This is a genomic window from Pseudomonas sp. GW456-L13, from assembly GCF_017350115.1.
In the GTDB taxonomy this organism is placed as follows: domain Bacteria; phylum Pseudomonadota; class Gammaproteobacteria; order Pseudomonadales; family Pseudomonadaceae; genus Aquipseudomonas; species Aquipseudomonas jessenii.
The window spans coordinates 1,716,220-1,740,048 of sequence record NZ_JACNAS010000002.1; the positions used below are offsets into that span (position 1 = coordinate 1,716,220).

Genomic DNA, 23,829 nt, shown 5'->3' on the forward strand with positions numbered 1-23,829 from the left:
CTTATTCCTGGTCTTTGTTGAGCTTGTTGAAGTGCTCGTGACCAACTTCAGGGCTGTGGTGCTTGCCATCGGCCGCACGGCTCTGCTCGGCACCCTTCCACAGGCGCTCCAGGTCGTAGAACTGACGGGCGTTGGAGGTCATCATGTGAACGATCACGTCGTCCATGTCCAACAGCACCCAGTCGCTGTCGCCCTTGCCTTCTTCACCCAGTGGCTTGATGCCCAGGGCTTTGACGGCCTCGCGAACCTTGTCCAGCATCGCGCCGATCTGGCGGTTGGAGGTACCGGTGGCGATGATCATGTAGTCAGTGATGCTCTGCTTGTCGCGGACATCAATCACCAGCACGTCCTGGGCCTTGACGTCTTCAAGGGCGGCTACGGCGATCTTGACCAGCTCGTCGCCTTTAGGCGGCTCGGCGGCGAGGACCTTTTCCGGCAGCGGGGCACTCTTGAATGTGCCTTTGCGTTTTACTTTGCTTTCGTTGTTGCTCGTCATATAAAACTCGTTTTGCTCGTTTGTTCGGGCGCTTCAATACACGTTGTTGCCACGTGCCTTGAGGCACTCCCATTCAGTTCGACGCACGGTAGAGTCCGTGCGCATCGATGTAGGCCAGGACCGCGTCGGGCACCAGGAAACGTACCGACTTACCGCTGGCCAGCAGTTGACGGATCTGGGTGGCGGATACCGCGAGCGGTGTCTGCCAGACGAATGCAATCTGTCCGCTCGGCCCTTTGAGGGCCAGCGGGTCGCTCACCGAGCGCGCTGCCAGCAGGTTGCGCAAGGCATCCGGCGGTTCGCTGTCGGCATCCGGGCGTTGCAACACCAGGATATGGCAATGCTGGAGCAACTCTTCCCAGCGGTGCCAAGTGGGCAGGCCGCAAAAAGCGTCCCAGCCCAAAAGCAGAAAAACCTGGTCGGATACGGCCAGTTCGGCGCGCATCAGTTCCAGGGTATCAATGGTGTAGGACGGTTTGTCCCGCTGCAATTCGCGGGCGTCCACCACCAACGGCGCCACACCGGCCACCGCGCACTCGACCATCGCCAGACGGTCTTTTGCCGACACCTGCGGCTTGTCCCGATGGGGCGGCCTGGCACTGGGTGTCAGGCGCAACTCATCGAGCGCAAGTGTTTCGGCGACTTCCAGCGCACCGCGCAAATGGCCGATGTGCACCGGGTCGAACGTTCCGCCCAGCACACCAATGCGGCGAGGGGCTGGCTCGCTGACGGTGACCGGGGCTGACGGGTCGAAGTCGCCCAAGTCAGACCGGCTCCTGTCCGCGCAACTGCCCGTCGCCGACCACGATGTACTTCTCGCAGGTCAGTCCCTCGAGGCCCACCGGGCCGCGGGCGTGCAGCTTATCAGTAGAAATGCCGATCTCGGCACCCAATCCGTATTCGAAGCCATCGGCGAAGCATGTCGGGGTATTGATCATCACCGACGAGGAGTCGACTTCAGCCACGAAACGCCGGGTGTCGCCCTGGTGTTCGCTGACAATCGAATCGGTGTGATGGGAACCGTAATGATTGATGTGCTCGATGGCCTGTCCCAGTCCGTCGACCACGCGGATCGACAAAATCGCCGCCAGGTACTCGGTGCTCCAGTCTTCTTCGGTAGCGGCCACGGCGTCGATGATTGCTCGAGTACGCTCGCAGCCGCGCAGTTCGACGCCTTTTTCGCGGAACTGTGCCGCCATCGCCGGCAGGAAATCCTTGGCAACGGTGTGGTCCACCAGCAGCGTTTCCATGGCACCGCAGATGCCATAACGGTAAGTCTTGGCATTGAACGCGATGCGCTGTGCCTTGGCCAGATCGGCGTGTTCACTCACGTAAACGTGGCAGATGCCGTCCAGGTGCTTGATCACCGGGACACGGGCATCACGGCTGACGCGCTCGATCAGGCCACGACCGCCGCGCGGCACGATGACATCAACGTATTCAGGCATGGTGATCAGCGCGCCGACGGCAGCGCGATCGGTGGTTTCGACCACTTGCACCACCGCGGCCGGCAGATCGGCCTCGGCCAGGCCGCGCTGAATGCAGGCGGCGATGGCGCGATTGGAATGAATGGCCTCGGAACCGCCACGCAAGATGGTCGCGTTACCGGACTTCAGGCACAGACTGGCCGCATCGATGGTCACGTTCGGTCGCGACTCGTAGATGATTCCGATCACGCCCAGTGGCACGCGCATCTTGCCGACCTGAATACCGGACGGGCGGAAACTCATGTCACGGATAGCGCCGACCGGGTCCGGCAGGGCTGCCACCTGACGCAGACCGACGATCATGCCGTCGATACGCGCCGGGGTCAGTGCCAGGCGCTCAAGCAGGGCCGGCTCAAGACCATTGGCGCGACCGGCAGCCAAATCCTGTTCATTGGCCGCCGTCAGCTCGGCGCGGGCAGCGTCCAGCGCGTTGGCGGCGGCCTGCAGGGCGCGGTTTTTCTGCGCGGTACTGGCACGGCCGATCACGCGGGAAGCTTCGCGGGCAGCGCGACCCAGGCGGGTCATGTAGTCAAGAACGGACTCAGTCATGGTCTGGCGTGGTCTTTGATTAGGTCTTGGTAAAGAGTAAAGCGACAGATTATAGCTGTCGCGCCCACCGACTAACAGCGGTGACGGGCGGATGGTCGAAATGGAGGGCAAATTGCCGATGTTCAGCCGGGATTAAGCTGCAAATTGTTATCATCACGACTCATTCAGCCCTGACAAATGCCGGTCATCATGTCCAATCTGACTGTTCGAGCGTCCGCCGCGAGCCTGCCCACGGGTCTCCCGGACGCGTTTTTCGACCGTGACGCGCAAATTCTGGCCCGGGATTTACTGGGCAAAGTCATTCGCCATCGAGTGGGCGACCTGTGGCTCAGCGCCCGAATTATCGAGACCGAGGCCTACTACTGCGCGGAAAAGGGCAGCCACGCATCCCTCGGCTACACAGAAAAGCGTAAGGCTTTGTTTCTGGATGGTGGCCACATCTATATGTATTACGCTCGGGGCGGCGACTCACTGAACTTCAGTGCTCAGGGGCCGGGAAACGCGGTACTGATCAAATCCGCCTACCCGTGGGTCGATCAATTGAGCGGGCCGGCCAGCCTGGCGCAGATGCTACTGAACAATCCCGATTCCCAGGGCCACCCTCGCCCGTCACAAAAACTCTGTGCCGGGCAAACCCTGCTCTGCAAGGCGCTGGGTCTGAAAGTGCCGGTATGGGACGCCAAACGCTTCGACCATGAAGTGCTGCTGGTAGAACACGTAGGGCAGACGCCTGCCCACATCATCCAGACCACGCGTCTGGGCATTCCCCACGGGCGCGATGAACACCTGATGTACCGCTTCGTCGATGCGGCCTACGCGGCTTATTGCACGCGCAACCCGCTACGACGGGGACAGGTCGAAGGTCGCGATTATTTTGTACTGTCCTGAGACCGATCCGGATTTTGAAACTGAAGGAATCTTCTGTAGGAGCGAGCCTGCTCGCGATGAGGTCAGCACAATCAACATCACCGTTGACTCAAAGTGCGCTATCGCGAGCAGGCTCGCGCCTACAAGTAGAAAATTGAACATTTGATGGAGTGGTTTTTATGGGCCCATGGCTCGATAGCGTGACCGGATGGTTGGCGGCCAACCCGCAATGGCTGGCGGCAGCGGTATTCATCGTGGCCTTTGTGGAATGCCTGGCGATTGCCGGGCTGATCGTTCCCGGCACGGTGCTGCTGTTCGCCGTGGCGGTACTGGCAGGCAGTGGCGCACTGACGCTCAGTGAGACGCTCTTGCTGGGTTTCGTCGCCGGGGTGCTGGGTGACGTCATTTCGTATTTTCTGGGACGGCACTTCCATCAGAACATCCGGCGCCTGCCGGGCTTGCGCCATCATCCGGAATGGATCGCCGGAGCCGAGTCGTACTTCCAGCGCTACGGCATCGCCAGCCTGCTGGTTGGGCGCTTTATCGGCCCCTTGCGGCCAATGCTGCCGATGGTGGCCGGAATGTGCGACATGCCTTTCCCGCGCTTCTTCGCTGTCAGCCTGTTGGCTGGCGCGGGTTGGTCGTTAGCTTATCTGATGCCTGGCTGGGCCACGGGCGCGGCAATCCGCTTGCCATTGCCCGAAGGCTTCTGGCTCCAGGCCGGAGTTGTTGTCGGCAGCATTGCTGTGATGGTCGGCTTGAGCGCAACCAGTAGCCTGCGCCGGCATCGCAATGCCACGATGTTCATCACTGGCATGAGTTTTCTGATTCTGGCAGGGTTGTTTATCGGCTATTCGCATCTGAGCGCGCTCGATCAGGGCGTGATGACACTGGTGCAAGAGCATCGCAATCCGATGCTCGATGAAGTAGCCGTAGTTTTCACACTGATCGGCGAATTCCGCAACATGCTGGTGTTCAGTGCTTTGCTCGTAGCGCTACTTGTAATCGCCAGGCAATGGCCGCAAGCGATCTTCGCCTGCAGCACCCTGCTCTGCACGGCACTGGCCAACACCGCGACCAAACACTTCTTCGCTCGCGTACGTCCGGAAGTCCTGAGCGATCCACTGACCAGTTACAGCATGCCAAGTGGACACGCCTCGGGTTCTTTCGCGCTGTTTCTAACCCTCGCCGTACTTGCCGGGCGTGGACAACCGCCACGGATGCGATTGACCTGGTTACTACTGGGTTGCATTCCAGCCTTGGCGATTGCCCTCTCCAGGGTTTACCTCGGCGCACATTGGCCGACGGATGTATTGGCAGGTGCAATGCTGGCGGCCTGTGTCTGCGCAGCCAGCCTCTGGCTGAATCAACGTCAGGCACCACTGAACGCAATGCCGCCCAAGGTCTGGTGGCTGCTGCTACCGGCGTTGGTGGCCCTGTTCGGCTTCTTCGTATTGCGGCACTTGCCCCATACGATGTTGCGGTATGCCTACTAAAAAGAGTGCAGTTTTATCTCGGCCTCTCATAAAAAAAGAACCCCGACCAATATGACGGGGTTCTTTTTGAATGCGTTCCGCTAATTGCAATCAGGCACGTTGACGTTTACGCATTTCCAGAATCAGTGCATCAGCGAGCCGGCTTGCTGCAATTGCAGTATCCTCGAAGGGCTGACCAAAACTTGCATGTTTGAGCAGGTAACCTACAGCGGCCGCTTCCCATGCCGCCCACTCATTGGTGAAAATAGTCATCATTGAAATCCTTTTGATATTTTGAAGTGACCCGCCTTATGCGGACAACCCCAAACTAATCAAAACACCGGCACCCAGCAATGCTGGCAATCGAGTGCAATGTTTGCCAAATGCTGCTCAGGTAAACAACTCCCCCTGCAACTCATCCAGTAACGCCTGAATCGCACTCAGTCGCTGCTGCGGATCATCGAGTTGCAGCAGGTCGAACTAGCCCGCTCGAAGATCGCGATTACTTTGTGTTGAGCTGACTGAGTCGGACCTGAAGTAAATCGAATCCTGTGGGGCGGGCCTGCCCGCGAAGGCGGAGAGTCAGGCGATATCAGTATCGACTGAAAGAGCCTCTTCGCGGGCAAGTTCGCTCCCACAGGGTGTTATGGAGTTCTTGAAGCCTGCGTTCGTCCCTTGGCGCAAATGGAACATCAGCCCACAAAACGTCATTCAAGGAATCGCTTTACCATCAACTACCAAAAAACCATATTACGACTTAGCTTCCGAATGGAAAGCTTGGCAGTTCCGAACCTTCCGTGCCGCGATACTTCGCAACGGCTGAATCGGCATTTTTGGCAACGCGGCCGGCAATGACAACATAGTCTTCAAGTTTCCAACGAACCTCTGTCGAAAACTTGATCATAGCGTCCCCTACATAACTATCCCAAAGCCGCTGCTCATAATTATCACGATCACCATTCAGGCCCGAACGACGCACCAGGATCAACGCATTGGCCGCATTGGCTGCAGAGTCCGCGGCAAACTGAACTTCGCCCTGCGGTGATTGCGCAGAAACATAGTTGACCATAATTCGAGAAAAGCACAACTCCCACAAAGCACGCTCGGCACCAGTAAAATTCTTCACAATAACAGCTCCTTATATATGTAACGCCCGCCTCATGCAGACGCAGCAAATATAATCACCACCGCGTGAACACTCAATACAAACCATCACCTTTAGTTATTAGAAATAAATACAGACTCAGCCGGCTGAACCTAAAATAAACCTCAAAAACAATGCCATTAAAAATAACATACAGCCAAGCCATCGGAAGTTCGCCAAAATCACTCAGGCAAACAACTCCCCCTGCAACTCATCCAGCAACGCCTGAATCGCATCCAGTCGTTGCTGCGGATCATCAAGTTGCAGCAGGTCGATCTTGTCCAGTTCCGCGAAAGGCAACAGGTACGCCAATTGATTGGCCAGTGATTGTTGCCCGGTCGCCTCAGTGCCCATGTTCAACGCTTCGACCATCGGGTGCTCAGCCAAGGCCTTGAGCAACGCAACCAGGTCGGCATCTTCGTCCTGCAAGGGTTGCTCGGGTTCGTCTTCCAGCCACTCGACCTCGGCGACGGTCAACTGATCGCGCTGGACTTCCGTTCGTAATACATGGAAACGCCGTCCGCCCTGAACCCGAATCCCCAGCAGGCCGTTGTCCTGTTGCTTGAAATCGGTGATCAGCGCCTCACACCCGACCAAGGCGTAACCCGCCGGGGCGATCCCGACTTCCTCACCCTCGAGGATGCACACCACGCCGAAACCGCCGCCCTGCTTCATGCAGCGGCCGATCATGTCCAGATAGCGCGCCTCGAAGATCTGCAAGTCGAGGATGCAGCCTGGAAACAGCACTGTATTGAGCGGAAAAAGCGGCAGACTCATAGACATTTCCTTACACCACCATCGACACCGCCAACGGCAGGAGCACCGCCGTGGCCACACCCATCAGGCTCATCGCCAGCGCCGCGAAGGCGCCGCACTCTTCACTTTCCTGCATCGCCACTGCCGTGCCGACCGCGTGGGCCGTCATGCCCAGTGCCATACCCCTGGCTTCCGGGCTATGCACACCCAGCCGGGTCAACAACGCCGGGCCGAAAATCGCGCCGATCACACCCGTAATCAACACGAACACCGCTGCCAGCGCCGCGACACCACCGATCTGCTCGGCCACCAACATAGCGATAGGCGAAGTCACCGATTTCGGCGCCATGGTCATCAGGATCATGTGCTCGGCACCGAACGACCAGCCCAGCAACACGCCCATCCCCGTGGCCACCACCCCGCCTATCACCAGCGTAGTAAATATCGGCCAGAACAACTGCCGAATCCGTCGCAGGTTGAGATAAAGCGGCACCGCCAGCGCGACAGTGGCCGGGCCGAGCAGGATGCTGAGAATCTCGGTGCTCTTGCGGTACTCGGCATAGGTCAGGCCGCAGCCCACCAGCACGCCGATCACCAACAACATGGAGACCAACACCGGCTGCAAAAAGATCCAGCGGGTTTTCTCGAATGCCGCCAGGACGAGTTGATAGGCGCCAAGAGTAATGCCGATACCAAACAGGGGATGATGAATCACCGACGTCCAGGCGCCGTGCCAGTCGAAGATCATTGGCTGTCCTCGGAGTGAGCGTGCCCCTTGACCATACGATGCATCAGCACCCCGGCGAAGGCCATGGAAAGCAGCAGCGACAATACCAGCGCACCGACAATGGCCCAGAAATCCGCCGCGATGTCAGCGGCGTAGACCATCACGCCCACAGCCGGCGGCACCAGCAACAGGGGCAGGTAACGCAACAGGCTACTGGCCGCCAGGTTCAGCGGCTCGCCAACCTGCCCGCGACAGATGAGGTACACCAGCAACAACAGCAACCCCACAATCGGCCCCGGCAGCACCGGCAAGAACAAATGATTGAGCGCAGTGCCGAGCAATTGGAACAGCACCAGCCACGTCAGGCCCCGTAACAACATCAAAGTTCTCCCGCAAAATCCATCACCCGCATTGGCCGGGCATTATAAGCATGCTCGCGCTATAGACCGGCATTCGCCAAAAGCATTGTCAGTTGACCGCTGCGTTTGGCCATGTTGATCTAAAGTAGTAAGCCGGGAGGTCAGATCCCCGCAAGCCAAAACTATAAAACCGATGAACCCAAGGAGAGTCTCAATGCCCTATGTTCCAGTTGCGGAGCTCAAAGATTATGTCGGCAAGGAACTTGGACGTTCCGAATGGCTCACTATCGATCAGGACCGCATCAACCTGTTCGCCGAAGCCACAGGGGATTTTCAGTTCATCCACGTCGACCCGGTCAAGGCCGCGCAAACGCCATTTGGCGGCACCATCGCTCACGGCTTCCTGTCGTTGTCGCTGATCCCGAAACTGATGGAAGACATCCTCGTCATGCCCGAAGGCTTGAAGATGGTGGTCAACTACGGACTCGACAGCGTGCGTTTCATCCAGCCGGTCAAGGTCAATTCGAAAGTGCGCCTGAAAGTCGACCTGACCGAAGTCATCGAGAAGAAACCCGGCCAATGGCTGCTCAAGGCCACCACCACCCTGGAAATCGAAGGTTCGGACAAACCGGCGTACATCGCCGAACCCCTGTCTCTGTGCTTCGTATAAACCTTGCCGGATGCGAAGCAGCTCATGCTGTTTCGCGCCCTCACGCGGAACCTCACCCTATATTAAGGACACATAGCTGCGGCATACTCCCTCGCCTAATTGCCCGGAATCCGCTATGCGCCCACTTGCACTCCTTGCCTTGACCTTGATGCTCACCGCTTGCGGCGACGGCGAATCGCCATTTCCTCCTGACGCCCGCCTGCCGGACGGCGGACGCTATCGCGGTGACCTGGTCAATGGCTTGCTGCAAGGCAAGGGGCGTATCGACTACCCGAACGGCAGCTGGTACGCCGGCGAATTCGACAAGGGCCAGTGGCAGGGCCAGGGCGAATGGCATGGCAGCAATGGCGAAGTCTATCGCGGTCAGTTCAATCAGGGACTGTTCGACGGCCAGGGGGCATTGACCACCAACGCCAGCAGCTACAGCGGCGGCTTCAAGGCCGGCCGGCGCAACGGCGAAGGCACCCTCAAAGAAAACGGCATGAGCTATCGCGGAGAGTTCAAGGCCGATCAATACGCCGGCCTGGGTCGCCTCGAACTCGAAGACGGCAGCTCCTATCAGGGCCAGTTCGCCCACGGCAAACCCAATGGCGAAGGCCAGCGCGGCGACGGTAACGGCAATCAGTTCACCGGGCACTTCGTCGACGGCCAGCTGGAAGGCAACGGGACTTTCAACAGCGCCGACGGCGACATCTATGTCGGCAGCTTCAAGAACAATCAACTGCACGGCAAGGGCCGCTACGAAAACGCCGACGGCGATGTCTGGCTGGGACAGTTCAAGGAAGGCTCGCTGAACGGCAAGGGCGAGTTGATCGGCACTGACGGCAGCCACTACATCGGCCAGTTCAATGACTGGCGTTTTTCCGGCCAGGGCCGCCTGAACCTGTCCGACGGCAGCTTTTACACCGGCCAGTTCGACAACGACAGTTACCAAGGGCGCGGCACATTGGTGTTGACCGATGGCACCGTACTTAGCGGCACCTGGATCAACGGCCAGCGCGTACGCGACACCGAAGGCAAATTATTGCCCGACACCCTGGAACTCGGCCTGCTGGCCCAGGGCCGCCTGCTCGACGCAGCGCTGGCCAACGTTCCACACTCGACGCCGGCGGTGGAGCTGTATTCGTTGAGCCTGGGGGGTGATGGCAAGCAAAGCGTGTTTCTGCGCGAATCCGACTACGTCGCCAACATGCTCACCACCCGTTTTGGCACCCTTGGCCAGATCCGCTTGGTGAACCATCGTGACCACCTCGCCGACCGCCCGATGGCTACCCGGGAAAACCTGCGCCGGGCTGCCCTGACGCTGGCCGAACGCAGCGGTCCGGAAGACCTGATTTTCATCTACCTGACCAGCCACGGCACCAGCGAACACGAACTGGTGCTTGACCAGCCACGCATGGAATTGGCCGATCTGCCAGCCGACGAATTGGCCGCTGTTCTCGCCCCCCTGAAAAACCGCGACAAGATCATCGTGATTTCGTCCTGCTACTCCGGCGGTTTCATTCCCGCCCTCAAGGATGAGCGGACCCTGATCATGACGGCCTCGCGGGCCGACCGAGTGTCCTTCGGTTGCTCGGAGGAAGCCAACTTCACTTATTTCGGAGATGCCCTGTTCGCCCAGGCCCTGAACCAGACCGATGACCTGGAACAAGCCTTCAAACTGGCCAAGGCCACTGTCGCCGAACGTGAGCTGGCGGACGGTTTCGAAGCGTCCGAACCACAGATCTGGGCACCGAAAACCGTCCTCTCGCATTGGCAACTCCTGCGCAAACAGCAGGCACGAAAAGCGCTGCAAAGTGCGTCCATCGAAAGCAAGGATGCAAACAGCAACTAAGCTGAATAGTATCAAGGGAGAAACACTATGTACTTGACGCCTCAGCACGTATTGCTTGCCGGAGCCACCGGCCTGACCGGTGAACATCTGCTTGATCGCCTGCTTAACGAGCCGACGATTACACGGGTATTGGCCCCCTCACGCAGGCCATTGGCCGAGCACCCGCACCTTGAAAACCCCGTCGGCGACCCGGCGGAGTTTCTGCCGCAGCTGAACGGCCGTGTCGACATCGCCTACTGTTGCCTGGGCACCACCATCAAACAGGCAGGCTCGGAACAGGCGTTCCGCGCGGTGGACCTGGACATGGTCGTGGCCTTTGCCAAACGCGCACGGGAGATGGGCGCACGGCACCTGATCGTGATCAGTGCTCTGGGAGCCGATCGCAGATCCTCGATTCTCTACAACCGGGTCAAAGGCGAGATGGAGTACGCACTGCGCGCGCAGGACTGGCCGCAGCTGACCATCTGCCGCCCTTCGCTGTTGCTGGGTGATCGCACCGAGCCGCGACTGGGCGAGAAAGTCGCCGGCCCGTTATCTCGGCTGATCCCTGGCAAATACCATGGTATCGAGGCCTGTCAACTGGCTCGCGCGATGTGGCGCCTGGCGCTGGAAGAGCAGGACGGGATCAGGATTGTAGAGTCGGATGAGCTGAGGAAGTTGGGCAAGTAAACCGCGAACCTGTGGCGATGGGGCTTGTCGGAACGCCGCACCGCCCCGTTCGGCTGCGTAGCAGTCGTAAATATGGAACTCGCGATGTATCAGAAAAATGGAGATGGTTGGTTTTGGGGCTGCTTCGCAGCCCAACGGGGGCAAGCCCCCTCGCCACAAAAGCGCTATACCTACAACCCACCCGTCGCCTGAAAACTCACCCCTATCACCGTCAGCAACGACAGCGGCAACAGCAGCGTGTCGAGCAACGCACTGGCCGGCAGATCAACGCCCGGATAGCTCGGTGCTTCGGCGCCGAATCGGTCCATCGCACAGCACCCACCGTTCATTGCGTACAAATCCAGGCGAGTCCCGGCGTACACCACCGGCGCCCCCGCCTTGGCCGCATCGAGGGTGCGCGCCGTGGCGCACCCGGCCAATTGCAGCGCCAGCAACATCACCAGCAGCTTATTCATCGCTGGTCAGATGATGCTCGCCCCAGCGCGGCAACATGTCCTGAGGAATATTGAGCACGTTAAGGATCCGCGCCACGACAAAGTCGATCAGGTCATCGATGGTTTGCGGTTGATGATAGAAGCCCGGCGATGCCGGCAGAATCGTCACGCCCATGTTCGACAACTTGAGCATGTTCTCCAGATGGATGCTCGAATACGGTGCTTCACGGGGTACCAGGATCAGCTGCCGACGTTCCTTGAGCGTCACGTCGGCGGCACGCTCGATCAGGTTGTTGCAGGCACCGGTGGCAATAGCCGACAGAGTGCCGGTGGAACACGGCACCACCACCATCGCCGCCGGCGAACCGGAGCCCGAAGCCACTGGCGACATCCAGTCTTCCTTGCCATACACGCGAATCTGCCCGGCGGCAGCCCCCGTGTATTCGGTGAGGAACGCCTGCATCATCTGCGGCTTGGCCGGCAGCGTGACGTCGGTTTCGGTGGCCATCACCAATTGCGCCGCCTTGGAAATCAGGAAGTGCACTTCACGATCTTCCCGCACCAGGCAGTCGAGCAGGCGCAAACCGTACTGAGCACCGGAAGCGCCGGTCATCGCCAGGGTGATGCGGTCCGGGCCGTTGTTCATTTTAGCGCCTCGGCGAGTTTGCCGTGCAGGCCGCCGAAGCCGCCGTTGCTCATGATCACCACGTGAGTGCCTGGTTGCGCCTGACTCTTCACGCGTTCGATGATGCCTTCCAGGGAGTCGCTGACAATCGACGGCACGGTGCACAGCGCCGCCGTGGCCGCCAGGTCCCAGCCGAGGTTGGCCGGGGCGTACCAGATCACCTGATCGGCATCGACCACGCTTTCCGGCAATCCGTCGCGGTGCGCGCCAAGCTTCATGGAGTTGGAACGCGGCTCGATGATCGCGATCAACGGCGCATCGCCGATGCGTTTGCGCAGGCCATCCAGCGTGGTGGCAATGGCGGTCGGGTGGTGAGCGAAGTCGTCATAAATGGTGACGCCACCCACTTCCGCGACTTTTTCCATCCGGCGCTTCACGCTTTTGAAGGCGCTCAACGCGGCGATGCCCATGGACGGCACGACGCCGACGTGGCGCGCCGCAGCCAGGGTAGCCAGTGCGTTGGCGACGTTGTGCTGACCGGTCATGTCCCACTCGACCACGCCTTGGGAAACACCTTCAAACATCACTTCAAAGGCCGAGCCGTCTTCGCTGAGCAACTCGACCTGCCACTGGCCGCCGGCACCCGTGGTCTGCACCGGAGTCCAGCAGCCCATCTCGATGACACGCTGCAGCGCCGGCTCGGTGGTCGGATGAATCACCAGGCCTTCGCTCGGAATGGTCCGCACCAAGTGATGGAACTGCCGCTCGATGGCCGGCAGGTCCGGGAAGATGTCCGCGTGATCGAATTCGAGATTGTTCAGGATTGCCGTGCGCGGGCGGTAGTGCACGAACTTGGAGCGCTTGTCGAAAAAGGCGCTGTCGTATTCGTCGGCTTCGATGACGAAGAACGGCGTGCCACCCAGGCGCGCCGACACCGAGAAATTCTGCGGCACGCCACCGATCAGGAAGCCCGGACTCATGCCCGCGTGTTCCAGCACCCAGGCCAACATGCTGCTGGTGGTGGTCTTGCCGTGCGTACCGGCAACCGCCAGTACCCAGCGACCTTGCAGCACGTGATCGGCCAGCCATTGTGGGCCGGAGACGTAGGGCAGGCCTTTGTTCAGCACGTACTCCACAGCCGGGTTGCCCCGGGACATGGCGTTGCCGATCACCACCAGATCAGGGGCCGGATCGAGTTGCGCCGGGTCGTAGCCTTGGGTCAATTCAATGCCCTGGGCTTCCAGCTGAGTGCTCATCGGCGGATAGACGTTGGCATCGGAGCCCGTCACGTGATGGCCCAGCTCTTTGGCCAGAACCGCCATTGACCCCATGAAAGTGCCGCAGATACCAAGAATATGAATGTGCATAGTCGACCTCGTAAAACATGGCCGCAGGTTAGCTTAGGGAGGGGAAAATCGCACCTGATGTTTCAGAGTTGAGGACGCCTTCGCGAGCAAGCCCTCTCCCACAGGGACCGCGTGTACCCTGTGGGAGCGGGCTTGCTCGCGAATGGTTCGACGCGGTTTATCGGGCGATACCGTGCTTGCGCAGCTTCCGATAAAGGGTATTGCGACTGACCCCCAACTGCTCCGCTGTATGCGTCATATGCCAGCGCGTCTGCTCCAGCGCCGTGAGTAGCGCCAGCCGCTCGGCATCTTCCAGCGGATGCTCCGAAGCTTCTTCAATCGTCGACACTACCGGCCGCGCCTGGCGAATCATCGCCGGCAAATCCTCCAGGCCGATCCGCCCGTCCTCACACAGTGCTGCCAACGTACGCAGCACATTACGCAACTGCCGCACGTTACCCGGCCAGGCGAACCCCAATAAGGCCTCCCGCGCCGGCCCGTCGATCAATACGGTTTCTCCGCCCGCCTCCTCGGCCAGCAAAAAGTCGAGCAACCGGGATTTGTCGCTACGATCACGCAAGGCTGGCAACGCGACTTCCAGCCCGTTGAGCCGGTAATACAAATCCTCACGGAAGCTGCCGTCCTGCACACGATCCAGCAACTTACGGTGAGTGGCACTGATGATCCGCACATTCACCGATTCCGGCTCGCCGCCGATCGGCACCACTTGCCGGTCTTCGAGCACCCTCAGCAAGCGCGTCTGCAAGGCCAGTGGCATGTCACCGATTTCATCGAGGAACAGGGTCCCGCCATCGGCTTGTTGCAACTTGCCGCGCATCCCCTCCTTGCGTGCACCGGTAAAGCTGCCGCCGCGATATCCGAACAGCTCGCTTTCGATCAGGCTTTCGGGAATGGCCGCGCAATTGAGGGCGACAAAGGCTTTCTCCGCCCGCTGGCTGGCGTGGTGCACCGCTTTGGCAAAGGCCTCCTTGCCGGAGCCGGTTTCGCCGTTGATCAGCAGCGGTACGTCGCGCTCGTAGACGCGCAAGGCTTTGCGGAAGTCCGCCTGCAACGTCGCGTCATCCAGGCAAATGCCCGACAGGTGCGGTGCTTGTGCGACCTTGGCCGCTGGCACCAACGGAGTTGGCAGCGGCCGCCGTGCCTCACCGCGCAATACCGCGAACAGCTTGCGACCATCACGGGTGCGCAACGGCCAACTGGCGGCGGCATTGGTGCTTGCGCGACCGAGCAACTCATCGAGCGAGCAATCGAAAAACGCCTCCACCGGCTTACCCAGCAAGCCGCCGCGAATATGTCCCAGCAGGTTCAGCGCACTCTGGTTGACCGCGCAAATGCGCCCTTCCCCGTCGAACGCCAGCAGCCCTTCGCTGAACAGACCGACGGACTCGGCTTGCAAGTGAAAACGCAACAACCATTGGTTGTCGAAGCAGCGCAGGAAGTAGCAGCTCTCGATCATCTTCGCCGACAGATTGACCAGTGCCATGGTGTGGAACTGGCTTTGCCGCGACACATCGCGCCGCGCCGACGACACGTCGAGCACCGCCAGCAATTCGCCATGGGGATCGAAGACCGGGCTCGCCGAGCAGGTCAGGCCGGTGTGGCGGCCGCGAAAGTGTTCGTCCTGATGGATGGTCAGCGACTGACGCTCCACCAGACAGGTGCCGATACCGTTAGTGCCTTCGCAGGCCTCGCTCCAGTCGGCCCCGAGCCAAAGGCCGGCGCGCTCGAAGATCTGGCGTTCGGCGGGCGCGGTGACGCAGTTGAGGATCACGCCGCGGGCGTCGGTCAGCAGCACTGCATGACCGGCGCCGGAGAGCTGTTGATGCAGGCTGGTCATTTCATTGCCGGCGATGTGCAGCACTTGCTGCAAGCGCTCGCGGCTTTCCAGGACACGGCCATGTTCCAGCACCGTCGGCGCGATGCTCAGGGCCGGATCGAGGTGATAGTCCTCAAGGCAGCGCAGCCAGGAACGGGCGATGGACGGATCGCTACCCGGACCGTGCAGGTGGGTCTTGCCCTGGGTCACCGTCAATACTTGCTGGGCATGGCGACTCAAATGGTTGTCGTGCATTTCTTATTATTCTCCCCGGGGCTCGGCGACCCGTGCATGAGGTGATGCCGAGCATCCTCCAGCCCGGCCCGCATTGCAATGCCTGCAAGACCGGTTGGTCACAAGCTGTGCCACAAAGGGTACAAAGTGTCACCCAGGCTGTACCGAAAGCGTCACAGGCGCTACCCGCCCGTCCGACAAAAACCTCGCAAGGCCTTGATTTACCTGACATGCAAGGCACTGGCCCGCCCCTTGCTCTACGCTTAAAGCAAGCGCACATGCGCGACTCCCTATAAGCACAAAAGCAAGGAGAGACCACCATGCGTTACGCTCACCCCGGTACTGAAGGCGCTATCGTTTCGTTCAAAGCCAAATACGGTAACTACATCGGCGGCGAGTTCGTCGCGCCTGTCAAAGGTCAGTACTTCACCAATACCTCGCCAGTGAATGGCCAACCGATTGCCGAATTCCCCCGCTCCACGGCCGAAGACATCGACAAGGCCCTGGACGCTGCCCACGCGGCGGCCGATGCCTGGGGCGCCACGTCCGCCCAGGCACGCTCGCTGGTGCTGCTGAAAATCGCCGACCGCATCGAACAGAACCTCGAACTGCTGGCAATCACCGAATCCTGGGATAACGGCAAAGCCGTTCGCGAAACCCTCAACGCCGACATCCCTCTGGCCGCCGACCACTTCCGCTACTTCGCCGGTTGCATCCGCGCCCAGGAAGGCAGCGCCGCCGAAATCGACGGCAACACCGTGGCCTATCACATCCATGAACCGCTGGGCGTGGTCGGGCAGATCATTCCGTGGAACTTCCCGATCCTGATGGCCGCCTGGAAACTCGCCCCGGCGCTGGCTGCCGGCAACTGCGTGGTGCTCAAACCCGCCGAGCAAACCCCGCTGGGCATCACCGTGCTGGTCGAACTGATCGGCGACCTGCTGCCACCGGGCGTGCTGAACATCGTGCAAGGCTTCGGCAAAGAAGCCGGCGAAGCCCTGGCCACCAGCAAACGCATCGCCAAGATTGCCTTCACCGGCTCGACCCCGGTCGGCTCGCACATCATGAAATGCGCGGCCGAAAACATCATTCCGTCCACCGTGGAGCTGGGTGGCAAGTCGCCGAACATCTTCTTCGAAGACATCATGAAAGCCGAACCATCCTTCATCGAGAAGGCCGCCGAAGGCTTGGTGCTGGCATTCTTCAACCAGGGCGAAGTCTGCACCTGCCCTTCCCGGGCGCTGGTGCAAGAGTCGATCTACGACGAATTCATGGCCGTCGTGATGAAAAAAGTCCTGCAAATCAAACGTGGCGACCCGCTGGACACCGACACCATGGTCGGCGCCCAGGCGTCCGAACAGCAATTCGACAAAATCCTTTCGTACCTGGAAATCGCCAAGGGCGAAGGCGCCGAGCTGCTGACCGGCGGCAAGGTCGAAAAACTCGAGGGCAACCTGGCGAGCGGGTATTACATCCAGCCGACGCTGCTCAAGGGCACCAACAAAATGCGCGTGTTCCAGGAAGAAATCTTCGGTCCGGTGGTGAGCATCACCACCTTCAAGGACGAAGCCGAAGCCCTGGCCATCGCCAACGACACCGAGTTCGGCCTGGGCGCCGGCCTCTGGACCCGCGACATCAACCGCGCCTACCGCATGGGCCGCGCCATCAAGGCCGGTCGGGTGTGGACCAACTGCTACCACCTGTACCCGGCGCACGCCGCGTTCGGCGGGTACAAGAAGTCCGGCGTCGGTCGTGAAACCCACAAGATGATGCTCGACCACTATCAGCAGACCAAAAACCTGCTGGTGAGCTACGACATCAATCCGCTGGGCTTCTTCTAAAACCGGGGGCGACACAGTTAACTCTGTGTCGCCCTTTCTACCGCCTTCGCGAGCAAGCCCGCTCCCACAGGTTTTTGTGGTGAATCCAGCTGTTGAGACCTGACACAGAACCCTGTGGGAGCGAGCTTGCTCGCGATAGCGACTTAAATGACACAACACAAAAGGCTGGCCGCTCTGGCACGGGCCTTGCGTACCCGTCATTCAGGAATTGCACCCAACCCGTCGCACCCGAAAGTCCAAAAGATCGAACAATAAAAATTAGAGAGGACTTATGACTATTTCTTCCACACAGCTCAAACCCACACTCGGCACCCTGCATTTATGGGGCATTGCCGTCGGCCTGGTGATTTCCGGCGAGTACTTCGGCTGGAGTTACGGCTGGGGCACCGCAGGCACACTGGGCTTTCTCGTCACCGCGTTGATGGTGGCGACGATGTACACCTGCTTCATCTTCAGTTTTACCGAACTGACGACGGCGATTCCCCACGCTGGCGGGCCGTTTGCCTACAGCCGCCGGGCCTTTGGTGAGAAAGGCGGGTTGATCGCCGGCATCGCCACCCTGATCGAATTCGTCTTTGCGCCACCGGCCATCGCCATGGCCATCGGCGCCTACCTCAACGTGCAATACCCGGAACTGGACCCGAAAATCGCCGCCGTTGGCGCCTATTTCGTGTTCATGGGCCTGAATATCCTAGGTGTCAGCATCGCGGCCACCTTCGAGTTGGTGGTCACCGTGCTGGCGGTCGCTGAGTTGCTGGTATTCATGGGCGTGGTCGCCCCGGGCTTCAGCTTCAGTAACTTCGTACTCAATGGCTGGTCGGGTTCGAACGAGTTCACGATGGGCTCGATTCCCGGGATTTTTGCGGCGATCCCCTTTGCGATCTGGTTCTTCCTCGCCATCGAAGGCGCGGCCATGGCCGCCGAGGAAGCCAAGGACCCGAAACGCACGATCCCCAGAGCCTATGTCAGCGGCATTCTGACCCTGGTGTTCCTGGCCATCGGCGTGATGGTGATGGCCGGCGGCGTCGGCGACTGGCGTCAACTGTCGAACATCAACGATCCGCTGCCCCAGGCGATGAAAGCCGTGGTCGGCGATAATTCGACCTGGATGCACATGCTGGTATGGATCGGTCTGTTCGGTCTGGTGGCAAGTTTCCACGGGATCATTCTTGGCTATTCCCGGCAGTTCTTCGCCCTGGCTCGCGCCGGTTACCTGCCCAAGGGGCTGGCCAAACTCTCGCGCTTCCAGACGCCGCATCGGGCGATTCTGGCCGGCGGCGTGATCGGCATCGCGGCGATCTACAGCGACGGCCTGGTCAACCTGCAAGGCATGAGCCTGACGGCTGCGATGATCACCATGTCGGTATTCGGCGCCATCGTGATGTACATCATCAGTATGCTGAGCCTGTTCAAGCTGCGTAAGACCGAACCGAACCTGGAGCGCACCTTCCGCGCGCCGGGCTATCCGATCGTGCCGGGGATCGCGCTGTTCCTGGCGGTGGTGTGCCTGGTGGCGATGGCCTGGTTCAACACCTTGATCGGCCTGGTCTTCCTCGGCTTCATGGTTGCCGGGTACCTGTACTTCCAGTTGACTGCCAAGCAACGTTCCGAGGCACCGGCAGACGCTATGCTCGAAGGTATCTGAATGCACCGGCACCGGGATTTTTGCCGGTGCCTGCCTTATCAAAGTGCACAGAGGCTCCATGTGGGAGCGAGCTTGCTCGCGATAGCGGATATTCATTCGACACATGCGTTGGATTTGAAACCGTCATCGCGAGCAAGCTCGCTCCCACAGGGATTGACAGTGTTAGCTAGAGAACAGGAGGACTCCGCCCCCATGGCCGTATATGCCCATTCCGTCGGCGCCCAGACCTATCGCTTCGACAGCCTCAAGGATGTGATGGCCAAGGCCAGCCCAGCGCGCTCCGGGGATTTTCTGGCCGGTGTCGCGGCCCTCAATGACGGCGAGCGCGTCGCGGCACAGATGACTTTGGCCGACATTCCGCTATCCCACTTCCTGCAAGAAGTGTTGATTCCCTATGAGTCCGATGAAGTCACCCGCCTGATCATCGACACCCACGACAAACAAGCCTTCGCGGTCATCAGCCACCTTACCGTCGGCGGCTTTCGCGATTGGCTGCTCAGCGATGCCGCAGACGAGCAGGTTCTGCGCGCCCTCGCCCCCGGCCTGACCCCGGAAATGGTTGCCGCCGTGTCGAAGATCATGCGCGTGCAGGATCTGGTGCTGGTGGCGCAGAAAATCCGTGTGGTCACGAAATTCCGCGGCACCCTCGGCCTGCGCGGGCGACTGTCCACGCGCCTGCAACCGAACCACCCCACCGACGAACCGGCCGGTATCGCCGCAAGCATTCTCGACGGCCTGCTGCACGGCAACGGCGATGCCATGATCGGCATCAACCCGGCCACCGACAGCATCGCCTCGATTTGCGCCATGCTGGAAATGCTCGACGCGATCATCCAGCGCTACGAAATCCCGACCCAGGCGTGCGTGCTGACCCATGTCACCACGTCGATCGAAGCGATCAATCGTGGCGTCCCGCTGGACCTGGTGTTCCAGTCGATCGCCGGCACCGAAGCGGCCAACGCCAGTTTCGGCATCAACCTCAATATATTGCAGGAAGGTTACGACGCAGGTTTGAGCCTCAATCGCGGCACGCTGGGCCAGAACCTGATGTACTTCGAAACCGGCCAGGGCAGCGCGCTGTCAGCCAACGCCCATCACGGCGTCGATCAGCAAACCTGCGAAACCCGCGCCTACGCCGTGGCGCGGCATTTCAAACCGTTTCTGGTGAACACCGTCGTCGGCTTCATCGGCCCGGAATACCTGTACAACGGCAAACAGATCATCCGCGCCGGCCTCGAAGACCACTTCTGCGGCAAATTGCTCGGTGTGCCCATGGGTTGCGACATCTGCTACACCAACCACGCCGAAGCCGACCAGGACGACATGGACACCCTGCTGACCCTGCTGGGCGTCGCCGGGATCAACTTCATCATGGGCATCCCCGGCTCCGACGACATCATGCTCAACTACCAGACCACTTCGTTCCACGATGCGCTCTACGCCCGGCAGACCCTGGGGTTGAAGCCCGCACCGGAATTCGAACAGTGGCTGGCGAGAATGGGCATCTTCACTCAAGCCGATGGCAGGGTTCTCTTCGGCGACAGCCTGCCGCCAGCCTTCCGGCAGGCCTTGGCGCAACTGGGATGAGCATTGACATGGATAAATTACCCTTCGATCCACACAACCCTTGGCTGGAGCTACGACGCCTGACGCCGGCACGAATTGCCCTGGGCCGCACCGGCACCAGCATTCCCACCCGCGCACAACTGGACTTCCAATACGCCCACGCTCAAGCGCGGGATGCGGTGCACTTGCCGTTTGACCATGCCTCCCTCAGCGCGCAATTGGCCGAACGTGATCGCGAGTGCCTTTTGCTGCACAGTGCGGCGACGGATCGCAACACGTACCTGCAACGCCCCGACCTGGGGCGAAAACTCAGTGATGCCTCGGCGCAGGCCCTGCGTGATTACGCGGTGGCTCATCCGGGAGGCGTGGACCTGGTGATCGTGGTCGCCGACGGCCTGTCGGCATTGGCCGTTCATCGCCATACCCTGCCGTTTCTGGCGCGCTTCGAAGAGCAAATGACCGGCGACAGCTGGACTGTTGCGCCAGTCGTACTCGTAGAACAGGGCCGGGTGGCCGTCGCCGATGAGATCGGTGAGTTGCTTGGCGCAAAAATGACCGTGATCCTCATCGGCGAGCGCCCTGGCCTCAGCTCCCCGGACAGCCTGGGATTATATTTCACCTACAATCCCAAGGTCGGCCTTACCGATGCCTACCGTAATTGCATCTCCAATGTCCGGCTCGAAGGCCTGAGCTACGGCATGGCGGCACACCGATTGCTGTATTTGATGCGCGAAGCCTGCCGGCGGCAGTTGTCAGGGGTCAATCTGAAGGACGAAGCGCAGGTTCAGACACTGGACTCGGACACGGGAGGCGACATGAAAGGAAATTTCCTGCTCGGACCGCCGAATGCCTGAACCGCTTGCGCATTGCACATTCGTACCAGTTTCAGGCAGGATCGTTGCGCGGCCGCCAAGGGTTTCCCATCGCCGTCAGAGACGTAAGACAGCCACTTGAAGACGAGACCTACCATGCGGATTATTCAAGCGACCCTCGAACACCTGGACCTGCTGACACCCTTGTTCGTCAAATATCGCGAGTTTTATGGTTCCCTGCCGTATCCGGACTCGTCCCGGGCGTTCCTCGAGAAACGCCTGCGTCGCAAGGAGTCGGTGATCTACCTGGCGCTGTCCGATGATGACAGCAACAAACTGATGGGTTTCTGCCAGCTGTACCCGAGCTTCTCCTCGCTTTCGCTCAAACGTGTGTGGATCCTCAACGATATTTATGTCGCCGAAGACGCCCGCCGCCAGTTGGTGGCCGACAACCTGATCCGCACCGCAAAAAAAATGGCCAAGGAAACCAATGCCGTGCGCATGCGTGTTTCCACCAGCAGCAACAACGAAGTCGCGCAGAAAACCTACGAGTCCATCGGATTCAAGGAAGACACCGAATTCAAGAACTACGTGCTGCCGATCAGCGACGAACTCTGAATCACCTGCACCCTGCTCGCGATGGCATCGACTGGATTACAATGGTCCAACGAAGTAACGGCATCGTGAGCAGGCTCGCTCCCACCTGTTCGTTATCAAACATCAGCCCTGTCATGACATTCCCCGCTACAATCTCGACGCGATTTTCACCACTCGCCTCGTATAATCCCGATATTCCCGGCTTGTAAGAAAAACTACCCCTATCCGTAGTCTTACGCGAAGTCATCCGCACAGGTCTGCTGAGTCGGGCCGTCACCACAGGTGCTTTCCATGGATTTCAACCCGATCGACATTGTCCTGCATCTCGACGTCTACCTCGACATGCTTGTAACCAACTACGGGGCATGGATCTACGCCATTCTGTTCATGGTGATCTTCTGTGAAACCGGCCTTGTGGTCATGCCCTTCCTGCCGGGCGACTCCCTGCTGTTCATCGCTGGCGCCGTGGCGGCCGGTGGCGGCATGGATCCGGTACTGCTCGCCGGCCTGCTGATGCTGGCGGCGATCCTGGGCGACAGCACCAACTACATCATCGGACGAACGGCAGGTGAAAAGCTGTTCAGCAATCCGGACTCGAAGATCTTCCGTCGTGACTACCTGCAACAAACCCACGACTTCTACGACAAGCACGGCGGCAAAACCGTGACCCTGGCGCGCTTCCTGCCGATCATCCGTACTTTTGCACCGTTCGTCGCCGGCGTGGGGAGAATGCCTTATCCGCGTTTCTTTGCCTTCAGCGTGCTGGGCACCCTCCTATGGGTCGGCGGCCTGGTGACGCTCGGTTACTTCTTCGGCAACGTGCCGTTCATCAAGAAGAACCTGTCGCTACTGGTAGTCGGCATCATCCTGCTCTCGCTGGTGCCGATGATCATTGGCATGGTGCGTAACCGCCTTGCCGGTTCGAATTCCAAAGCCGAATCGCGCTGACACGATGTGGTCCCTGAGCGCCTGGCGTCGCCAGCGCACCCTGGCAAAACACCCGATTGCCGACGACATGTGGCAACGGGTGCGCCATCACTTGAGTTTTCTCGACGGCATCAGCGCCGCCGAAGACCAATGGCTGCGCGAAGCCTGCGTACTGTTCCTCGAAGACAAGCACCTGAGCGCCCTGCCCGGCGTCGAACTGCATCAGGAACAACGCCTGCTGCTCGCCGCCCAGGCGCAATTGCCGCTGCTGCACCTCGGCGACCTGAACTGGTATCAGGGCTTCCACGAAATCATCCTCTACCCAGACGACTTCCTCAGCCCCCAGCGCCATCGCGATGCCAGCGGTGTCGAGCACGAATGGGACGGTGAGCACAGCGGTGAAGCCTGGCAGCAAGGCCCGATCATCCTCGCCTGGCCTGGCGTAATGGCCAGTGGAGGCTGGGAAGGCTACAACCTGGTGATCCACGAACTGGCGCACAAGCTCGACATGCTCAACGGCGTCGCCAACGGCCTGCCACCGCTGCATGCCGACATGCGCGTCAGCGACTGGGCCAACGTCATGCAAGAGGCCTACGACGACCTCGACCGGCAACTGGAACGCAATCCCGATGCCGAAACCGCCATCGATCCGTATGCCGCCGAAAATCCTGCCGAGTTCTTCGCCGTCACCAGCGAATACTTCTTCAGCGCCCCGGATTTGCTGCACGAGGCTTATCCACAGGTGTACCAGCAGTTGAAGCTGTTCTATCGCCAGGATCCGCTGGCGAGGTTGAAGCAACTTCAGGCGCATGACCCTGTCTATCAGGCACACCAGTGAGCGCCATACGACTTCTGGTCCATGGCGTCGACACAGGAATATGCCTATAATCGCCGCCACTTTTTGGTCAATCCGGCCAAGTGTTTTTGGTCAA

24 protein-coding genes are annotated in these 23,829 nt (G+C 60.0%); 12 read left to right on the forward strand and 12 right to left on the reverse strand.

Annotation, left to right across the window (positions count from 1 at the left end; all coding sequences use genetic code 11):
- Position 1 precedes the first annotated feature (1 nt).
- The 3 genes from rsfS to J4D25_RS21930 form a co-directional block, all read right to left on the reverse strand.
- Positions 2-496, reverse strand: a complete 495-nt coding sequence (gene rsfS, locus J4D25_RS21920) for a ribosome silencing factor (RefSeq protein ID WP_007975896.1) — start codon at positions 494-496, stop codon at positions 2-4.
- A 73-nt stretch (positions 497-569) separates the two neighbouring features.
- Positions 570-1,259 carry a nicotinate-nucleotide adenylyltransferase gene (nadD, locus tag J4D25_RS21925; protein WP_007975898.1) on the reverse strand — a complete coding sequence of 230 codons (690 nt, stop codon included), beginning with the start codon at positions 1,257-1,259 and terminating at the stop codon, positions 570-572.
- Between the two features lies 1 nt (position 1,260).
- On the reverse strand, positions 1,261-2,532 hold the full coding sequence (locus tag J4D25_RS21930; RefSeq protein ID WP_057713156.1) for a glutamate-5-semialdehyde dehydrogenase: 1,272 nt from the start codon (positions 2,530-2,532) through the stop codon (positions 1,261-1,263).
- Between the two features lie 189 nt (positions 2,533-2,721).
- Between J4D25_RS21930 and J4D25_RS21935 the strand changes: the two genes are divergently transcribed.
- The gene (locus J4D25_RS21935) at positions 2,722-3,420 is read left to right on the forward strand and encodes a DNA-3-methyladenine glycosylase (protein WP_057716555.1); all 699 of its coding nucleotides are present in this window, start codon (positions 2,722-2,724) and stop codon (positions 3,418-3,420) included.
- Positions 3,421-3,578: 158 nt separating this feature from the next.
- A complete protein-coding gene (locus tag J4D25_RS21940; RefSeq protein ID WP_057713155.1) occupies positions 3,579-4,895 on the forward strand; it encodes a bifunctional DedA family/phosphatase PAP2 family protein in 1,317 nt (438 codons plus the stop codon).
- 90 nt (positions 4,896-4,985) lie between these two features.
- Here the strand turns inward: J4D25_RS21940 and J4D25_RS21945 are convergent, their stop codons facing one another.
- The 5 genes from J4D25_RS21945 to J4D25_RS21970 form a co-directional block, all read right to left on the reverse strand.
- A complete protein-coding gene (locus J4D25_RS21945; RefSeq protein ID WP_157858919.1) occupies positions 4,986-5,147 on the reverse strand; it encodes a hypothetical protein in 162 nt (53 codons plus the stop codon).
- Positions 5,148-5,631: 484 nt separating this feature from the next.
- Positions 5,632-6,000 carry a hypothetical protein gene (locus J4D25_RS21955; protein WP_057713154.1) on the reverse strand — a complete coding sequence of 123 codons (369 nt, stop codon included), beginning with the start codon at positions 5,998-6,000 and terminating at the stop codon, positions 5,632-5,634.
- A 204-nt stretch (positions 6,001-6,204) separates the two neighbouring features.
- Positions 6,205-6,795 (reverse strand): LON peptidase substrate-binding domain-containing protein, encoded by a 591-nt coding sequence (locus tag J4D25_RS21960; protein WP_046041675.1) that lies wholly within the window; start codon positions 6,793-6,795, stop codon positions 6,205-6,207.
- 10 nt (positions 6,796-6,805) lie between these two features.
- The gene (locus tag J4D25_RS21965) at positions 6,806-7,522 is read right to left on the reverse strand and encodes an LrgB family protein (RefSeq protein ID WP_057713153.1); all 717 of its coding nucleotides are present in this window, start codon (positions 7,520-7,522) and stop codon (positions 6,806-6,808) included.
- Positions 7,519-7,881: a CidA/LrgA family protein gene (locus tag J4D25_RS21970; protein WP_057713152.1), complete on the reverse strand. Its 363-nt coding sequence runs from the start codon at positions 7,879-7,881 to the stop codon at positions 7,519-7,521. The genes J4D25_RS21965 and J4D25_RS21970 overlap by 4 nt, the downstream gene beginning before the upstream one ends.
- 193 nt (positions 7,882-8,074) lie before the next feature.
- Here J4D25_RS21970 and J4D25_RS21975 point away from each other — a divergent pair, with 193 nt between their 5' ends.
- The 3 genes from J4D25_RS21975 (at position 8,075) to J4D25_RS21985 (ending at position 11,033) form a co-directional block, all read left to right on the forward strand.
- Entirely contained in the window at positions 8,075-8,530 is a 456-nt protein-coding gene (locus J4D25_RS21975) for a MaoC family dehydratase (protein WP_057713151.1), read from the forward strand.
- A 115-nt stretch (positions 8,531-8,645) separates the two neighbouring features.
- On the forward strand, positions 8,646-10,364 hold the full coding sequence (locus J4D25_RS21980) for a C13 family peptidase (RefSeq protein ID WP_057713150.1): 1,719 nt from the start codon (positions 8,646-8,648) through the stop codon (positions 10,362-10,364).
- Positions 10,365-10,391: 27 nt separating this feature from the next.
- Entirely contained in the window at positions 10,392-11,033 is a 642-nt protein-coding gene (locus tag J4D25_RS21985; RefSeq protein ID WP_057713149.1) for an oxidoreductase, read from the forward strand.
- Positions 11,034-11,203: 170 nt separating this feature from the next.
- Here J4D25_RS21985 and J4D25_RS21990 read toward each other — a convergent pair whose 3' ends face one another.
- From J4D25_RS21990 to J4D25_RS22005, 4 genes are all read right to left on the reverse strand, one after another.
- Complete coding sequence (locus J4D25_RS21990; protein ID WP_057713148.1) at positions 11,204-11,488, reverse strand: YceK/YidQ family lipoprotein; 285 nt, start codon at positions 11,486-11,488, stop codon at positions 11,204-11,206.
- Positions 11,481-12,113 (reverse strand): flavin prenyltransferase UbiX, encoded by a 633-nt coding sequence (ubiX, locus tag J4D25_RS21995; protein ID WP_057713147.1) that lies wholly within the window; start codon positions 12,111-12,113, stop codon positions 11,481-11,483. Before ubiX ends, J4D25_RS21990 begins: the two co-directional genes overlap by 8 nt.
- Complete coding sequence (gene mpl, locus J4D25_RS22000; protein ID WP_057713146.1) at positions 12,110-13,459, reverse strand: UDP-N-acetylmuramate:L-alanyl-gamma-D-glutamyl-meso-diaminopimelate ligase; 1,350 nt, start codon at positions 13,457-13,459, stop codon at positions 12,110-12,112. The genes ubiX and mpl overlap by 4 nt, the downstream gene beginning before the upstream one ends.
- A gap of 157 nt (positions 13,460-13,616) precedes the next feature.
- Entirely contained in the window at positions 13,617-15,530 is a 1,914-nt protein-coding gene (locus J4D25_RS22005; protein WP_057713145.1) for a sigma-54-dependent Fis family transcriptional regulator, read from the reverse strand.
- Positions 15,531-15,829: 299 nt separating this feature from the next.
- Between J4D25_RS22005 and J4D25_RS22010 the strand changes: the two genes are divergently transcribed.
- From J4D25_RS22010 to J4D25_RS22040, 7 genes are all read left to right on the forward strand, one after another.
- Positions 15,830-17,350, forward strand: a complete 1,521-nt coding sequence (locus tag J4D25_RS22010; RefSeq protein WP_034148108.1) for an aldehyde dehydrogenase family protein — start codon at positions 15,830-15,832, stop codon at positions 17,348-17,350.
- Between the two features lie 271 nt (positions 17,351-17,621).
- A complete protein-coding gene (eat, locus tag J4D25_RS22015) occupies positions 17,622-18,995 on the forward strand; it encodes an ethanolamine permease (protein WP_057713144.1) in 1,374 nt (457 codons plus the stop codon).
- Positions 18,996-19,187: 192 nt separating this feature from the next.
- Positions 19,188-20,582 carry an ethanolamine ammonia-lyase subunit EutB gene (locus J4D25_RS22020; protein WP_057713143.1) on the forward strand — a complete coding sequence of 465 codons (1,395 nt, stop codon included), beginning with the start codon at positions 19,188-19,190 and terminating at the stop codon, positions 20,580-20,582.
- An 8-nt stretch (positions 20,583-20,590) separates the two neighbouring features.
- Positions 20,591-21,415: an ethanolamine ammonia-lyase subunit EutC gene (gene eutC, locus J4D25_RS22025; RefSeq protein ID WP_057716554.1), complete on the forward strand. Its 825-nt coding sequence runs from the start codon at positions 20,591-20,593 to the stop codon at positions 21,413-21,415.
- A gap of 114 nt (positions 21,416-21,529) precedes the next feature.
- Positions 21,530-21,991 carry an N-acetyltransferase gene (locus J4D25_RS22030; protein ID WP_007990572.1) on the forward strand — a complete coding sequence of 154 codons (462 nt, stop codon included), beginning with the start codon at positions 21,530-21,532 and terminating at the stop codon, positions 21,989-21,991.
- A 270-nt stretch (positions 21,992-22,261) separates the two neighbouring features.
- Positions 22,262-22,918 (forward strand): DedA family protein, encoded by a 657-nt coding sequence (locus tag J4D25_RS22035; RefSeq protein WP_057713142.1) that lies wholly within the window; start codon positions 22,262-22,264, stop codon positions 22,916-22,918.
- Between the two features lie 4 nt (positions 22,919-22,922).
- On the forward strand, positions 22,923-23,735 hold the full coding sequence (locus J4D25_RS22040) for a zinc-dependent peptidase (protein ID WP_057713141.1): 813 nt from the start codon (positions 22,923-22,925) through the stop codon (positions 23,733-23,735).
- The last annotated feature ends 94 nt before the right edge of the window (positions 23,736-23,829 follow it).

Bases quoted from the DNA above. Each gene is read 5' to 3' on its own strand.
- J4D25_RS21935 (WP_057716555.1), top strand. From the start codon at position 2,722: ATGTCCAATCTGACTGTTCGAGCGTCCGCCGCGAGCCTGCCCACGGGT.
- eat (WP_057713144.1), top strand. From the start codon at position 17,622: ATGACTATTTCTTCCACACAGCTCAAACCCACACTCGGCACCCTGCAT.
- J4D25_RS22040 (WP_057713141.1), top strand. From the start codon at position 22,923: ATGTGGTCCCTGAGCGCCTGGCGTCGCCAGCGCACCCTGGCAAAACAC.
- J4D25_RS22005 (WP_057713145.1), bottom strand. From the start codon at position 15,530: ATGCACGACAACCATTTGAGTCGCCATGCCCAGCAAGTATTGACGGTG.
- J4D25_RS21965 (WP_057713153.1), bottom strand. From the start codon at position 7,522: ATGATCTTCGACTGGCACGGCGCCTGGACGTCGGTGATTCATCATCCC.
- J4D25_RS21960 (WP_046041675.1), bottom strand. From the start codon at position 6,795: ATGAGTCTGCCGCTTTTTCCGCTCAATACAGTGCTGTTTCCAGGCTGC.
- J4D25_RS21945 (WP_157858919.1), bottom strand. From the start codon at position 5,147: ATGACTATTTTCACCAATGAGTGGGCGGCATGGGAAGCGGCCGCTGTA.
- J4D25_RS21990 (WP_057713148.1), bottom strand. From the start codon at position 11,488: ATGAATAAGCTGCTGGTGATGTTGCTGGCGCTGCAATTGGCCGGGTGC.
- J4D25_RS21940 (WP_057713155.1), top strand. From the start codon at position 3,579: ATGGGCCCATGGCTCGATAGCGTGACCGGATGGTTGGCGGCCAACCCG.
- J4D25_RS21985 (WP_057713149.1), top strand. From the start codon at position 10,392: ATGTACTTGACGCCTCAGCACGTATTGCTTGCCGGAGCCACCGGCCTG.
- J4D25_RS21970 (WP_057713152.1), bottom strand. From the start codon at position 7,881: ATGTTGTTACGGGGCCTGACGTGGCTGGTGCTGTTCCAATTGCTCGGC.
- J4D25_RS22020 (WP_057713143.1), top strand. From the start codon at position 19,188: ATGGCCGTATATGCCCATTCCGTCGGCGCCCAGACCTATCGCTTCGAC.
- J4D25_RS21930 (WP_057713156.1), bottom strand. From the start codon at position 2,532: ATGACTGAGTCCGTTCTTGACTACATGACCCGCCTGGGTCGCGCTGCC.
- eutC (WP_057716554.1), top strand. From the start codon at position 20,591: ATGGATAAATTACCCTTCGATCCACACAACCCTTGGCTGGAGCTACGA.
- J4D25_RS21980 (WP_057713150.1), top strand. From the start codon at position 8,646: ATGCGCCCACTTGCACTCCTTGCCTTGACCTTGATGCTCACCGCTTGC.
- J4D25_RS22030 (WP_007990572.1), top strand. From the start codon at position 21,530: ATGCGGATTATTCAAGCGACCCTCGAACACCTGGACCTGCTGACACCC.
- ubiX (WP_057713147.1), bottom strand. From the start codon at position 12,113: ATGAACAACGGCCCGGACCGCATCACCCTGGCGATGACCGGCGCTTCC.
- J4D25_RS22035 (WP_057713142.1), top strand. From the start codon at position 22,262: ATGGATTTCAACCCGATCGACATTGTCCTGCATCTCGACGTCTACCTC.
- J4D25_RS22010 (WP_034148108.1), top strand. From the start codon at position 15,830: ATGCGTTACGCTCACCCCGGTACTGAAGGCGCTATCGTTTCGTTCAAA.
- mpl (WP_057713146.1), bottom strand. From the start codon at position 13,459: ATGCACATTCATATTCTTGGTATCTGCGGCACTTTCATGGGGTCAATG.
- rsfS (WP_007975896.1), bottom strand. From the start codon at position 496: ATGACGAGCAACAACGAAAGCAAAGTAAAACGCAAAGGCACATTCAAG.
- J4D25_RS21975 (WP_057713151.1), top strand. From the start codon at position 8,075: ATGCCCTATGTTCCAGTTGCGGAGCTCAAAGATTATGTCGGCAAGGAA.